Annotated in this window: 14 protein-coding genes; 8 read left to right on the top strand and 6 right to left on the bottom strand. The window is 72.5% G+C overall.

Annotated elements, in window-relative coordinates; translation table 11 throughout:
• Nucleotides 1–69: 69 nt before the first annotated feature.
• Nucleotides 70–252, top strand: a complete 183-nt coding sequence (locus tag ACQCO7_RS12855) for a hypothetical protein (protein ID WP_464071951.1) — start codon at nt 70–72, stop codon at nt 250–252.
• A complete protein-coding gene (locus tag ACQCO7_RS12850) occupies nt 249–470 on the top strand; it encodes a hypothetical protein (RefSeq protein ID WP_464071950.1) in 222 nt (73 codons plus the stop codon). The genes ACQCO7_RS12855 and ACQCO7_RS12850 overlap by 4 nt, the downstream gene beginning before the upstream one ends.
• 290 nt (nt 471–760) lie before the next feature.
• Here ACQCO7_RS12850 and ACQCO7_RS12845 read toward each other — a convergent pair whose 3' ends face one another.
• Entirely contained in the window at nt 761–1,378 is a 618-nt protein-coding gene (locus ACQCO7_RS12845; RefSeq protein ID WP_464077202.1) for a DedA family protein, read from the bottom strand.
• A 193-nt stretch (nt 1,379–1,571) separates the two neighbouring features.
• On the opposite strand from ACQCO7_RS12845, the gene ACQCO7_RS12840 reads away from it, so the two are divergent.
• Nucleotides 1,572–2,105 (top strand): superoxide dismutase family protein, encoded by a 534-nt coding sequence (locus ACQCO7_RS12840; RefSeq protein WP_464071949.1) that lies wholly within the window; start codon nt 1,572–1,574, stop codon nt 2,103–2,105.
• A gap of 55 nt (nt 2,106–2,160) precedes the next feature.
• Here the strand turns inward: ACQCO7_RS12840 and ACQCO7_RS12835 are convergent, their stop codons facing one another.
• Entirely contained in the window at nt 2,161–4,035 is a 1,875-nt protein-coding gene (locus ACQCO7_RS12835) for an FAD/NAD(P)-binding protein (protein ID WP_464071948.1), read from the bottom strand.
• Between the two features lie 288 nt (nt 4,036–4,323).
• On the opposite strand from ACQCO7_RS12835, the gene ACQCO7_RS12830 reads away from it, so the two are divergent.
• Entirely contained in the window at nt 4,324–4,677 is a 354-nt protein-coding gene (locus tag ACQCO7_RS12830; protein WP_464071947.1) for a helix-turn-helix domain-containing protein, read from the top strand.
• 48 nt (nt 4,678–4,725) lie between these two features.
• Entirely contained in the window at nt 4,726–5,541 is an 816-nt protein-coding gene (locus ACQCO7_RS12825) for a hypothetical protein (protein ID WP_464071946.1), read from the top strand.
• Here the strand turns inward: ACQCO7_RS12825 and ACQCO7_RS12820 are convergent.
• On the bottom strand, nt 5,533–8,463 hold the full coding sequence (locus ACQCO7_RS12820) for an AfsR/SARP family transcriptional regulator (RefSeq protein ID WP_464071945.1): 2,931 nt from the start codon (nt 8,461–8,463) through the stop codon (nt 5,533–5,535). The two genes, ACQCO7_RS12825 and ACQCO7_RS12820, sit on opposite strands and share 9 nt — an antisense overlap.
• A gap of 297 nt (nt 8,464–8,760) precedes the next feature.
• On the opposite strand from ACQCO7_RS12820, the gene ACQCO7_RS12815 reads away from it, so the two are divergent.
• The gene (locus ACQCO7_RS12815; protein WP_464071944.1) at nt 8,761–8,943 is read left to right on the top strand and encodes a hypothetical protein; all 183 of its coding nucleotides are present in this window, start codon (nt 8,761–8,763) and stop codon (nt 8,941–8,943) included.
• A gap of 246 nt (nt 8,944–9,189) precedes the next feature.
• Here ACQCO7_RS12815 and ACQCO7_RS12810 read toward each other — a convergent pair whose 3' ends face one another.
• From ACQCO7_RS12810 to ACQCO7_RS12800, 3 genes are all read right to left on the bottom strand, one after another.
• Nucleotides 9,190–9,537: a hypothetical protein gene (locus ACQCO7_RS12810; protein WP_464071943.1), complete on the bottom strand. Its 348-nt coding sequence runs from the start codon at nt 9,535–9,537 to the stop codon at nt 9,190–9,192.
• A gap of 311 nt (nt 9,538–9,848) precedes the next feature.
• A complete protein-coding gene (locus ACQCO7_RS12805) occupies nt 9,849–10,193 on the bottom strand; it encodes a DoxX family protein (RefSeq protein ID WP_464071942.1) in 345 nt (114 codons plus the stop codon).
• A gap of 96 nt (nt 10,194–10,289) precedes the next feature.
• Nucleotides 10,290–10,934: an HNH endonuclease family protein gene (locus tag ACQCO7_RS12800; RefSeq protein WP_464071941.1), complete on the bottom strand. Its 645-nt coding sequence runs from the start codon at nt 10,932–10,934 to the stop codon at nt 10,290–10,292.
• Nucleotides 10,935–11,363: 429 nt separating this feature from the next.
• Between ACQCO7_RS12800 and ACQCO7_RS12795 the strand changes: the two genes are divergently transcribed.
• Entirely contained in the window at nt 11,364–11,945 is a 582-nt protein-coding gene (locus ACQCO7_RS12795) for a TMEM165/GDT1 family protein (RefSeq protein ID WP_464071940.1), read from the top strand.
• Between the two features lie 767 nt (nt 11,946–12,712).
• Nucleotides 12,713–13,387 (top strand): HAD-IA family hydrolase, encoded by a 675-nt coding sequence (locus ACQCO7_RS12790; RefSeq protein WP_464071939.1) that lies wholly within the window; start codon nt 12,713–12,715, stop codon nt 13,385–13,387.
• Nucleotides 13,388–13,461 lie beyond the last annotated feature (74 nt).

Below are 13,461 nucleotides of genomic sequence, written 5' to 3'. Positions count from 1 at the left end.
CAGCACCCGGTGCGAGACAGCGACCGCCCTGTGGTGCCTGATCAGGGACCCACACCGAGAAGGCCGTCCGTGAACAGGCGGGCTTCCGAACGGCCGGGCATCTACGGCTGGTGCACCTGGCACCGGGCGTACGCGTACGGAGTGCGGGTGATCAGCCTCGTCAGAGAAGGACAGAGTGCGTCCTACGTCCTGTACGCGTGTGGAGGCTGCCGCGACCTCTACGGCCTGGTCCCGCAGGCGGACCGGCGGTGACCCGCGAACTCCCCGACGCCGCCACCCTCCCCAAGGCCCGCTACTCCGGCTGGGCGTGCGTGTGGTGCGGCCGGCACTTCCCGCTCCACGTCCTGGCCGCACCCGCTGGCCGCGCCGAGGGGCACATGGGCTGCCACGACATGAGCGTCGAGGTGCACCGGTGCCCGCCCGGCTACGGCTGTGCCGCGATCGCTGAACCCGGAGGGGACTGTTCGTGACAACCCCGACCACTGCCCCGCCCGTCGTCGACACGTGCGACGAGTACGCCCGCCTCGGCCAGGAAGCGACCGCGCGCGGCGGCCACACCACCGCCATCGACAACCGCGTCCACCGCGGTGGAGGCGGGGCACCTCTCGTCGGTGAAGGGCTGACGAGAGGGTCTCAGCGAGCAGCACAAAGGCCCTCCGACCAGCGCCGAGGAGCCTTCGATCTGCGTGGGCGCGGACGGTTTCGAACCGCCGACATCCTGCTTGTAAGACAGGCGCTCTACCCCTGAAGTACGCGAGGCTCAGGTCGTCTTCGGTGGGCGCATCAGGTACGCCGCTCCCGACCCCGCCACGAACAACGCCCCCACCGACACCCCCGTCGACAGCCAGCTCGCCCCCAGCCAGTGCGCGCCGTAGTACCCGAGAGCCACGCTGTACCCCGCCCAGGCGACCCCCGCGAGGACCGACCAGGGGAGGAAGTCGCGGACGCGGCGGTGGGACGCGCCGGAGAGGAAGGAGACGGCGGAGCGGCCGGCGGGGGCGAAGCGGGCGAGGATCATGAGGGGGCCGCCGCCTCGGGCCAGGGCCTCGCCGAGACGTTCCTGCGCCGTGGTGAGGCGGCGGGAGCGGGCGATGGCGCGGTCGAGGCGTTCGCCGCCGCGCCAGGCGAGGCGGTAGGCGACGAGGTCGCCGAGGACGGACGCGGTCGTCGCGGAGAGCATCAGGAAGAGGATGTCGGGCACGTGCTCGGGCACTTGTCCGGCGACCGCCGCGCCGGACCCGGCGGCAGCCGCCGTCGCCGCCGTGATGACGAGGACGCCGCTCGGCAGCACCGGCAGGAAGACGTCGAACAGCACGGACAGGGCCACAACCGCATAGATCCATGGACCGCCGGTCAGCGACCCCATACTTTCCAGCACCACGACTCCCGTGACTCCCCCGTTGACAGCCAGACAGCGTACGCCCAGGGGGTGACAGAAGATCCAAGGGGGGTACGTACGACGCGCACGGAATGTTCACTCGAACGGCACGTTTCGAGCGGTGCTCGCGTCCCGGGTCCCCTAACGTCCCTTATCGGCGGATCAAGGGGGGCAGTGGAAAGGGTGAGTATCCATGCTGGCAGCCATCTGTGCGGGAGCCGTCGCCGCGGCCCTCGCAGCCGGGCCCGGTACGGCCCGTGACGTCGTCCTGCGGGCCGACGCCCGGTTCGCGCCGCCGACCGCCTTCGTCCCGTCGGACGCCGTCACGTACGACCAGGATCTCGTCCCCGCGGGCTCGTCGATCGAGGTCGTCCAGCGGACTACGTCCGGCGGCGCCACCGTCGTAACGCTCCGGGTGAGCGGTTTCCCCTCCGGTCACGCGTTCGGCGCGCATGTGCACCAGAAGGCGTGCGGGGCCGACCCGGCGGCGGCCGGCGGGCACTACCAGCACGTGCCGGGCACGGGACCCGAGCACGTCAACGAGGACAACGAGGTGTGGCTGGACTTCACGACCGGCGACGAGGGCTCCGGCGTGGGTGTCGCCACGCACACCTGGACCTTCCGGCAGGGCGAGGCGGCGTCCGTGGTGATCCACGACGAGCCCGGGACGAAGGGCGCCCGCGTGGGCTGCTTCACGGTGCCGTTCGGCTGGACCGACGCGAGCTGAGCAGGCACACCCCCATAGCACCCCCGTAGTAGCACCCCCGTAGCACCCCAGTACGTCAGACCCGTACTACCTCGGAGCCACCCACCACCGACCGCCCCTCCGCCGCCACCCGCAGCACCGCCCGGGCCACCGCGTCCGCGTCGGACAATGTCACCGAGTCCACCCCGGGACGGGCCCCCGCAGCGGTCACCCAGTGCACCCCCTCGGTAGGCACCCCGAACGCGAACCGCCGAGGATGAGGCACCCCCTCCCGGTCGACGAGGTGATACGGCCGGGCGGAGACATCGACACCCCCCGTGGTGTACCCGTCCACCACATGCGCCCGGCACTGCCCGGTCTCCCGTAGATGCACCAGCAACGCATCGGCGCTCTCCCCCAGATCGGGCTCAGGGAGCCGCGCCTCGATCAGCGTCGTCACCCGCACCGCCGACCCGGGCACGTCGGGGGAGCGGGCGAGCCAGGCCCCCTCCTCCCGCGTCACTTCGAGCCGAGGCCCCAGCACCTCCACGACCCCCGCCTCCATCAGCGCGGTCAGCTCCTCGATGCGGCGCCGGGGCGGCCCGATGGACAGGAACGCGTTCAACGGCGTGTACCAGCGGTCGAGATGGTCGCGCCGCGAGTCCCCCGGCAGCCCGCGATGGTCGACGACGAGCCGCAACTCGTTGCGCAGATCCCGCAGTACGTCGAGAGCGGCCTTCAGCGGACCGTCGACGTTCCCCCGCAGCGCCTCGGCCGCGTCCGCCCGGAGGTGGTCGAGCAGCCACTGACGCCACTCCCCGCGATGCCCGAACTCCCGCTGCGCGTAAGGCCGGGAGACCCGCTCCCAGTCCCACCGCTCCGCGTCCGCCACCCCGAACTCCGAGAGCAGCGCGGCTTCCTGGGGATCGCCGTACGGCACGGCCAGATAGCGCGGCGCGAACTCGGGGTGCCGCACGAGCGCCGTGTAGTAGACGGTCTCGACCTCCTTGGCGACCAACGGCCATATGTCGCGCAGGAAGTCGGGCGCCTCCCCGGAGTCCGCGCGCTTGCGCAGCGCCGAGACCGCCTCGGGCGTGAGGACCTCGGGCAGGTGCCGCCCGTACGGCCCCTTCGCGTTGTCGCCGCGCGCCTGGTAGGGCAGCCCGCGCCGCGACCCGGCGTACACACGCGGCTCTCGGCCGGACGGCACGTACCGCAGCGCGCCGCCCGCACGGACGTACGCACCGCCCCGGCCGGTCGTCAACAGGGCCATGTGGTCGAAGAAGTTGAGCCCGAGCCCGCGCAACAGCACGGCCTCGCCGGGCCGCACCACGGAGAGGTCGACGTCCGCCGGGTTCGCGGGGGGTATGTGCCGCAGCGCGTGCCGCCCGGCGTGCTCGGCGTCCCGCAGGCCGGCCGCGGAAGGCCGTACCGGCAGGTGCCCCTGCGCGAGGACGACCGCCGAAAGCCCGGTCAGCGTACGGCCGTTGTCGAGGACGAGGTGCTGGCGGCCGTCCGCCGTGTCGTCGAGGCGGGTCGCGCGCGCCCGGTGGGTCTCGACGCGCACCGAAGGCGGCGCGTGGCGCAGCGTGCGCGCGAACACCCACTCCAGGTACCGGCCGTACAGCGCCCGCGTCGGATAGTCGTCGGGGCCTATCGCGCCGTCCGCCCACTCGTGCAGGCTCGGTCCGGCCAGGATCGGGCCCGAGCAGTTCACGCTGTCGTCCGTGAACAGGGTCACCTGCGAGGCGACCGTGTTCATCAGCAGGTCCTCGGGCTGCGCGGTGCGCCAGACGCGCCCGGGGCCGGGCGGCGCCGGGTCGACGACGTGCACGGTCAGCCGTACGCCCGGGGCGAGCAGCTCCGGCGCCGAGGCGCAGAGGCGTTCGAGGACGCTGGTGCCGCGCGGGCCGGCGCCGACGAGGGCGACCGAGAGCGGCGCCGGGCCGGCGCTCGCCCGTTGCTGCGGCACAGAGAACACAGTGGACAAAGGTGGACTCCCAGGCGTGTGGGGGCGCAGTGGGCAAAGACGCCCCCGGAAGGGGACGGACACCCGTTCGGGGGAACGGACGGCCGCCTCATCATTGCCCCCGCCCGTCACGGAAGCCAACGCGGACCCCTCCGGTCACAGTTCCCCCACACGCGGGCGAGGGCGAAACCTTTGCCGAACTCCCGCTGATCCCACGCTGATCGTGGCGCGATCGTGGCTTGTCAGAGTGGGGGGAAGACGACCGGACCCGAGGGGAAGAGGCACGTACCCATGGCAGCTCCCGAGTTCCCGGCGGCCGTCAGGCCCGTCCACCCGCAGGCGAACCGGCTCCGCGCGCCCGCGGCCTTCGACCTCGACGACCGGCAGCGCAAGCTCATCTCCCTGCTGTACGCCGGGCACACCGACACGAGCGCCGCCCACCGGCTCGGGGTCAGCCCCCGGACGGTCACCAACATCCTGCGCGCGCTCATGGACCGGCTCGGCGTCGACAACCGCTTCCAGCTGGGGATGGTGCTCGGCTCCCGGCTGCGCGTCCCGGACCGCTCCGGCGCACCCCAGCCACCGTCCGCCGACCGGGCCCCCGCGCCCCGCCGTCCGCCGGGCCGCGCGCCCTCGGCGGCCTGACGGAACGAGCCCTGAAAGGTCCGAGGTGACGTGAACCGAGAGGCCACAGTGACCAGTTCAGCGCAGCACGACGGGACAGTCCGCACGAGGGACGAGGAGGGCGCCCCCGGCCGCCTCTACGGCCGGCTCACGGACGCGTTGCTGTGGACGGCCCTCGAACAGTCGGTCTTCTCCCGTCTGCCGCCCTCCTTCACGTACGTCGACGCCTCGGCCCGCGCCGGCCGCTGGGCGCGCCGGATCGCCGCGGAGCACCCGCACAGCACCGGCGTCCACATCGCCCCGACCCCGGAGGCCGCCGCCGAGGCCGGCGCCCGCTCGGCCCGCGCCGGGCACGGCCCCCGCGTACGCCATCTCGCCGCGCGGCCGGGCGAGTTGGCGGGCCTGCTGGGCGAGCACGGTCACGACCTGGTCTTCCACGACTGCTCGTACCTCAGCGCCTTCTCCCAACCAGAGGCGGGATTGCGGGAGTTGGCGGCCCTGATGGCGCCCGGCGGGCTCATGGTGTCGTTCCTGCCGAGCCGTTGGCACACCGCCCACGAGTACCTCGGCTGCGGCGACCTCCAGGCGGCCCTGCACAGCCTCGCCGGACACGACCCGGGCGGCCCCGGCGCCCCGCACGCGCACCTCTTCACGCCCGGCCAGATCCGGCTGCTGTGCCGGGCGCTCGACCTGCGGGTGGACGCCCTGACCGGCTTCCCCGGCCTGGTCCTGCCCGCCTCCAGCTTCTCCGGACGGTTCCCGCACGGGGAGGCCACCTTCGCCGATGTCCTCAAGATGGAACGGGAGTTGCTCATCGACCCGGACTCCGGCGCGCGCGGCGCCAACCTCCTAGCGGTGGCCACCCGCCCGGCCGCCTCACCGTGACCCGGTGACCGGTACGGCGAGCAGCAGCCGGGCCGCCTGGCCCTCGTCCGGCAGCCGCAGTTCGGCCATCATCCGCCGGGCGTCGGTGAGCGCCGAGCGCGCGGCGTCCTGCTCGCCGAGAGCGAGCCGTACCCGGCCGAGGACCAGCAGCGCCTGCGCCAAGTTGCGGACGTCGCCCGCCCGTTCGCACATCTCGACGGACCGCAGCACCTCCGCCGCCGCCGGCTCGGGGTGCCCGAGGGCGCGCAGCGAGTCCGCGAGCCGGAACCGGGCACATGCCTCCCGGCTCGTCAGGCCCGCCTCCACCGCGACGGACAGGCAGCGCTCGTACCAGGACACGGCCGCCAGGTGGTCCTCCAGCGTGTGGTGCGCGAACCCGAGGACGTAGAACGCGTACGCCGCGCCCCCCGGGTTCGCGCACAGCAGCGCCGGGGTGTCGGCCAGCAGCCGCTCGCAGACACCGATCGCCCGCGCCGGGTCGCCCGCGTTGACGTGCAGGAGCGCCGAGTTGAGGGTCGTGGCGACCTCGCCGGTGGCGTGGCCGAGGCTGCGGGCCAGCACGATCGCCTCGTCGTAACAGGCGCCGGCCTCCTGGAACTCGCCCCTCAACTGGTGGGCGAGACCGAGGTCGTTGAGGGCCTGGCGGAGGATCACGAGGTCCCCGGTGTGCCGGGTCAGGGCGACCGCGAGCGTGGAGTGCTCGACGGCCGCGGCGAGCCGGGCGCGGGCGAGGTGGATGTTGCCCCTGAGGAACCGCGCCCGCCCCTCGGTCCGTTCGTCCCCGGTCAGCACCGCGGCCTGCGTCAGGGCGTCGAGCGTGCTGTTCCACGCCACGTGGCTCGTGTCACCCCAGTAGGCGCTCAGCGCGATCAGCAGGTCCGTCGCCGAGGGCAGCCACTCCTGGTGGTGGTACTCGCCGGGCCGCGTCCGCGTCCACTCCCGGGCGATCTGCGCCGCCACCGCGAGCGCCGTCGGCGCCTCCGCGACCGCCCACGCCCGCGCCTGGCCGAGCCCGCCGAACCGCCGCCCCGGCATCCTGGCCGGCGTCAGGGCGTCCTCGATCGGATCGCCGGGCACCGCGTGCCGGAAGGCGTCCACCGCGGACGCCAGCAGCGAGTGCAGGAGCCGCTGGAACGGCTCGACGTACGCGCTCGCCGGCAGCTTCTCCCGGGCGAACGTGCGCAGCAGGCTGTGGAACCGGTACCGGCCCGCCGACGGCGTCTCCAGGACCGCCGCGTCCACCAGCGACTCCAGGAACTCCTCCGCCTCCTCCTCGCCCGTGCCGAGCAGCGCCGACGCGCTCGCCAGCGACAGGTCCGGACTGCTCACGCAGGACAGCAGGCACAGCGCGTGCGCCTGGTCCGCGGGCAGTTGACGGAACGTCACGTCGAAGACGGCCGACACGGTCAGGTCGCCCGCCTTCAACTCGCTGAGCCTGCGCCGCTCGTCGGCGAGCCGCGCGGCCAGCGAGCGGATCGACCAGCGCGGCCGGGCCGCGAGCCGGGCCGCCACGATCCGTACGGCCAGCGGCAGACAGGCGCACGACTCCATCAGCGCGGCGGCGGCCTCCGGCTCCGCGCGCACCCGCTCGGCGCCGATCGCGTGGGTCAGTAATTCGAGCGCCTCGTCGAGGTAGAACGCCTCCAACTCGACCTGGAGGGAGGCCGGGAGGCCGCCGAGCCGGGTCCGGCTCGTGATCAGCACCCCGCAGTGCGCGCTGCCCGGCAGCAGCGGCTGGACCTGCGCCGCGTCGCGCGCGTCGTCCAGCACGATCAGCACCCTGCGCCCGCTCAGCATCGTCCGCAGCAGCGCCGTCCGCGCCTCCAGCGACTCCGGCACGTCCTCGGGGCGCGCGCCGAGCGCCCGCAGGAAACCCGTCAGGGCGGCCTCCGGGGCGGCCATCGCGCCCAGGTCGGCGTACAACTGCCCGTCCGGGTACGCCTCGCGCACCCGGTGCGCCACGTGCAGCGCCAGCGAGGACTTGCCGACGCCGCCCATCCCGGCCAGCACGACCACCGGGAGCGTCGGCCGGCTCTCCGCGTTCATCGCCGAGGTGAGCGCCTGCGCGACATGCGCCCGCCCGATGAAGTCAGCGGGCTCCGGCGGCAGTTGGGCGGGCGGCAGCACGAGCGCCCGGTCCGCCCGCTCGTCGGGGCTGTCGTGCGGGTCCGGTACGGAGTCCAGTTCGCCGCTGAGTATCCGGCGGTGTACGGAGGTGAGTTCGGCGCCGGGGTCGACCCCGAGTTCGTCGACGAGCAGCCGGCGCGCGTCGTGATAGGTCGTCAGCGCGTCGGCCCGGCGGCCGGATCCGGCCTGCGCCCGCATCAACAGGGCGTACAGTCGCTCCCTTAAGGGATAACGGCCGACCAGTTCCACCAACTCGGGAATGCACAACTGCCCTTGGCCGAGTGAGATCACCGTGTGGAGGCGCTCTTCCTCAAGGGCGAGCCGGGTCTCGTCGATGCGGTCGCGCTGAAGTGCCGCGTACGGGCCGGGAATCCCGGCGAGAGGTTCCCCTTTCCACAGGCCGAGAGCTCGTTCCAAGGCGTCCAGGGCCTGGTGTGGACCATTGGCGTCGAGTGCTTCGCGGCCGAGCCGTTCCGCCTCGTACCAGTCGATGTGTTCGTCCCGGACGACCAGCCGGTATCCGTCGCCGACCGAGACCAGAAACTCCGGGGACTTGCTGTTGGTTTCCAGAATCTTCCGCAGCCGCCAGGCATAGGTGCGCAGGGTCGTGAGTGCCGAGGCGGGGACCTCCTCGCCCCAGATCGCCTCCATCAGGTCCGCCGCCGACGCGGTTCTCCCCCGGCGCAGCAGGAGGGCGGTGAACAGGGCCTGCTGCTGGGGGTTTCCCAGGTCCAGATCGGTCGCGTCGCGGCGTACTTCGAGCAGACCGAGAAGGGACACATGGAGGACCGCCACCGGGTCACCTCTCTGGTCGAACCGAGCGCAGCGCGGGGCCATCCTAGCCGAGAACTTGCAGCTTCAAGCAGCCGCAGCCGGACGTTTTCATTTTCTGAACGCGATTGGCGGTGGGATTACCGCCGGGCGGAACGCATGAACACATGAACACCTTCTGCTCGGAATCCCGAGGTGCGGGGTGAATTGCCCGGACTGTGGTGCGCGTCCATCTCCCGTCCATCGTCCACTGATCCTCCACTGACGGGCTCCGGCCAGAGTGTTCCCGACAGCCGGATCTTGAGCGATGGGAATACCCGAATGCCTTACCAGACAATCGAGTCGAAGAACATGCTGCTTCGCGCCGTCGTACTCGCGGCCCTCTTCGCGGTGGCCCTCGCCGTCGCCCTCGGCGTGGCCGGAACCACCCACTCCGCCGTCCGCGCCGGTGACGTTTCCGAAGTCGTCGTATACACGCCCGACTGGAACAGCACCGGCTCCTGAAATGCCGGACGGGGGGTTCCAGTTGCGGCGCCGTAAATTAACACGTCCATGGGGATCCGCAACCAAATGCACCGAAAAGGATCGTCATGGACGTGTGAATATGTCGGCGGCAAAAGAGTGGCGAGTTCCTGTGGGCGGCGCCGCCGGTCCCGGTTGGTCGGCCGCGTCCGGTGCGGCGCAATGTCCGGCCGACCGCCCATGTGTCAGCCATCGTGACGATATGACACAGCTTGTCGGGGATGACGGTCAACCGGATCGCCGTGATCCGGTCACCTCCGACGTCCAGACCCATGGTGTGCAGGACCCTTCCCCGGCGTCCCGGAAGACCACGCCGGGGCCGCTGTTCAGGGTGCCCGGCTCGGCCGTCACACCGATCCCGGGCCTCTTCGGGGAGACGGCGCCGAAGAGGCGGGACGCGGACGCCGCGCCCTCGACCGGGCGGGCCTGGCGGGCCGCCTTGTCGCTGTCGCTGTCGCTCAGCACGGTCACGCCGTCAGCCGGCAGGTGACGCCGGGCGCGTACGGCGAGTTGGCGGCGCGACGGCTCGGCGACTTCGGGGAACGGGAAGTCCAAGACCTCCCTCAGCACGGACACGGCACACTCCAGCGGGGTCGGCCGTTCCAGGAGTGGCAGCGCGGCCGGCGGCACGGAGTCGGCCAACTCCGCCGTCCGCGCCGGGTCTTCGTACGGGTCCGTGAGCGGGGGCTCGGGGACTGGCGTATGCCTCGCTGTGGACGCGAGCTGAGCGCGGGGCGTCGATCGCGGCGCGGGTGACCGTGGTGGACAGGAACGCCCGCGCGGAGCGGGGTGCGGCCGGGGTGGCGTCGTAGCGCGGCCAGGTCTCCTGGACGGCGTCCTCGGTGGCTCTTCGGGTGCTCGCGGGGCTTTCCGGGTTGGTGCCGCGCTCAGCTGCGTCCCCCTCGGCCGGTGAGCGGCGCGAGCGCGAGGTGGACCAGGGTCAGGGCGACCGGCGCGGACTCGCCACGGCGTCCGTGGGCGATCGTCGCGCCGGCCATGAGGAGAGTCCAGCAGACGGCGGTGACCGGGACCAGCGCCGTGTCCAGCGCGACCGGCGGCAACAGGCCCGCCGCGGTGAGGAGTTCGAGGATCCCGAGGGACTTCGCTGAAGCGCTGCTCGCGTCCCCGGTCCAGCCCCCGCCGTGCGCGGCGGCGAGCTTCTCCCGGGGGACGAACGTCTCGTGGCACCCCCGGCGAGCGCCACGAACGCGAGCAGTCCGGCCGAGATCCACAGCGCGAGGTCCATCGTCTTCTCCTCCGTAAGGGAAAGTGCTCCGTTCCCTACGGACGAGACAGGGCCCCGCGCTGTGACATCTCCCGGCAGAAGATCAGCAGCCCGCGAGGTAGCTCGTCAGCGCGGACTTCTCGGCGGAGTCGACGGACAGGTCGTAGTAGTACTTCACCTGCACCCACGCGCGGACGTACGTGCAGCGGTACGAGGTGACCGACGGCATCCACTCGGCCGGGTCCTGGTCGCTCTTGGCCTGGTTGACGTTGTCGGTGACCGCGATGAGCTGCGGGCGGGTGAGGTCGTTGGCGAACGCCTGCCGCTGCGCGGTCGTCCAGGCGCTCGCGCCGGAGTCCCACGCCTCGGCCAGCGGGACGAGGTGGTCGATGTCGAGGTCGGACGCGGCCGTCCAGGTAGCCCCGTCGTAGGGGGAGTACCAGCTGCCGCTCGTGGACGCGCAGGCGGAGTCGGTGACGACGTTGGACCCGTCCCTCTTGAGGACGGTCTCACGCGTGTTGCAGGTACCGGAGATGGTGATCCAGTGCGGGAACAGGTCCCGGTCGTAGCCCGTCCGGTTCTCGGTGGCCACGGTGAGCTGGGACAGGTAGCTGCGGGCGGTGGCGGCGCTGACGGGCGTGGGGAGCGCGGCGGACGCGGTCGGGCCGTTGAGGACACCGACGGAGGCTATGAGTCCGGTAAGGGCGGCGAGTATGCTGAGCCGTCCACGCGCGTAGAACTTTCGCATGCGAACTCCCGTGGGGTGTGGGGGCGTTGGAGTGGGGGGCGTTGGAATGCTCGCGGGGGTGTGTTGCGGTGAGGTGTGCGAGCGGTAAGAAGTTAGTGACGCGGACATGGCAAGACAAGGTCTGCGGCAAAGGGGAAGGCGGCGGAGCCGGGAAGAAGGCGGGGGGACTTTCGTCCCTACGACGATGTCGGTGGCGTCGCGTACGATGGACGGCGCAGAAGGGGAGTAGCTCTTCGCCGGACCGTCGACATACTGCTCAGCTCGTCTGAGCCGGCGCCCGGAGGCGGGGTTCGTGTACCCGCCAGCGAGACCTTCGGCAAGCAGTGCACGTCCGTGTCGTACGACGCGGGCTCTTCGTGTGCTGTCCTGCCGAGGTGTCCTGAAGGCTCAGCACTCTCGGTGGGGCGGCCCCTACCGATTGAGGAACCCTTGATCAGCATCAGCGTGACGGCGCTCGTCTTCGGCGTCGTCTTCCTCGCGGAGCTGCCGGACAAGACGGCGCTCGCCGGGCTCGTGCTCGGGACGCGCTACCGGGCGTCGTACGTGTTCGCCGGGGTCGCCGCGGCGTTCCTCGTGCACGTCGTCCTCGCGGTCGCGGCGGGCAGCGTCCTCACCCTCCTCCCGCAGCAGCTCGTCCACGCCCTCACCGGCGTCCTCTTCCTCGGCGGCGCCGCGATGCTGCTCCTCAAGAAGGACGAGGACGAGGAGGAGGTCCGCCGCCCCGAGGACCAGTCCTTCCTCAAGGTCGCGGGCGCCGGGTTCATGCTCATCCTCGTCGCCGAGTTCGGTGACCTGACCCAGATCATGACGGCCAACCTCGCGGCCCGCTACGACGACCCCCTCTCCGTCGGCCTCGGCGCGGTCCTCGCGCTGTGGGCGGTCGCGGGGCTGGGGATCGTCGGGGGGAAGGCGCTGATGAAGAGGGTGCCGCTGAGCCTGATCACGAAGGTCGCGGCGATGCTGATGCTGGGGCTGGGGGTGTGGAGCCTCTGGGAGGCGATCGCGGGCTGAGACCGGGGGCGGGGGGGTCGGGCGGCGGGGCGGGTTCGGTGGGGCTGGGGGGCGTTTCGCTCACCCGCACCGGCGGGACTGTCCGCGGGCGGGCGGGCGGGCGGGCGGGCGGGCGGACGGGTGCGGCTCGGTGGGGGTGTAGTGCCGGGGCGCGGTGTGGTGCCGGGGTGCCACTCGGTGCCGGGGTCCGGTGCGGCCATCGCCGCCCCGGCCCGGCGGGCCTCGGTGCGGGCTTCCGGTGAGGGTGGTCCGGGTCGTGGCCCGGGGGTTCGGCGGTTTGACCGGCTGGCGTCACTCGGCGGGGCGCCGTCGCGTGGTGCGGCGGGGTGCGGGCCGCGCCCCGGATCGCCATCGCCATCGCCGGCCTGGCCCGGCCCGGCGGGCCTCCGGCGGCGGTGGTCCGGGTCGTGGCCCGGAGGCTCGGCGGTTTGACCGGCCGTGTCACCCGGCGGGACGCCGTCGCGGGGTGCGTGGTGCGGTGCGGTCATCTTCGTCCCGGCCCGGCGGGCCTCGGTGCGGGCCTCCGGCGGCGGTGGTCCGGGTCGCCCCCCGGGGGGCCGACAGCTTGACCGGCCGCGCCACCCGGCGGGACGTCATCGCGCCGAACATGTGGTGAGCCCCCCTGAACAGCCGGTGAAGTTTCCGGCAGGAGCTGGCGGGGACGGCGTTCGTTTTGTACCGTGGGTGAACAAAGTGGTTCCCGCTCGTTTTCCCTGACCGGCGGGCGGGGCCACCTTGGTCTCTGAAGCCGGGTGTCTGGAGTGCGCATGTCGGTCGCCGAGCCTGTTGTCATCGACGCTCGTGCTCTTCTGCTCGACATGGACGGAACGCTCGTCAACTCGGACGCGGTGGTGGAGCGGATCTGGCGGCGCTGGGCCGAGGCGCACGGGCTGGACGGCGACGAGGTCATGCCGGTCGTCCACGGACGCCAGGGCCACGCCTCCATGGCCGTACTCCTCCCCGACCGCCCCGTCGAGCAGAACCTCGCGGACAATGCGCGGATGCTCGCGCAGGAGACCGCCGACATGGACGGCGTCGTACCGATCCCTGGCGCCCCCGGCTTCCTCACCGCCCTCGCCGGCGTCCCGCACGCGCTCGTCACCTCCGCGGACGTCCCCCTCTCCACCGCCCGCATGGCCGCCGCCGGCCTCCCACTGCCCGCCCTGCGCATCACCGCCGAGTCCGTCGGCGCCAGCAAGCCCGACCCCGAGGGCTTCCTGAAGGCCGCGGCGGAACTGGGCGTCGCCCCCGCCGACTGCGTCGTCTTCGAGGACTCCGGCGCGGGCATCCAGGCGGGCAAGGCGGCCGGAATGCGAGTCGTGGGCGTGGGCGAACGGGCGTCCGCACACGCCGCGGACGTCGTCGTCCGGGACCTGCGAGAGATCGCGGTGGAGATCACGGAGGACGGGGTACGGCTGCATGTGTGGGGCGCGGGGGCCTGAGGCGGGGGCCATACGTACGACGCTGACGCCGCGAACCGGCGCTTGACGCCGAGGGGTCCGCTGACGACGCCGGC

The sequence above is a fragment of the Streptomyces saintjeani genome, assembly GCF_055409605.1.
Note: the sequence above shows the minus strand (reverse complement) of the source record. Positions and strands in the feature narration are given on the sequence as shown.

Excerpts from the sequence above, each read along its gene's own strand:
- ACQCO7_RS12840 (WP_464071949.1), top strand. The coding sequence starts at position 1,572 with ATGCTGGCAGCCATCTGTGCGGGAGCCGTCGCCGCGGCCCTCGCAGCC.
- ACQCO7_RS12830 (WP_464071947.1), top strand. The coding sequence starts at position 4,324 with ATGGCAGCTCCCGAGTTCCCGGCGGCCGTCAGGCCCGTCCACCCGCAG.
- ACQCO7_RS12815 (WP_464071944.1), top strand. The coding sequence starts at position 8,761 with ATGCCTTACCAGACAATCGAGTCGAAGAACATGCTGCTTCGCGCCGTC.
- ACQCO7_RS12800 (WP_464071941.1), bottom strand. The coding sequence starts at position 10,934 with ATGCGAAAGTTCTACGCGCGTGGACGGCTCAGCATACTCGCCGCCCTT.
- ACQCO7_RS12790 (WP_464071939.1), top strand. The coding sequence starts at position 12,713 with ATGTCGGTCGCCGAGCCTGTTGTCATCGACGCTCGTGCTCTTCTGCTC.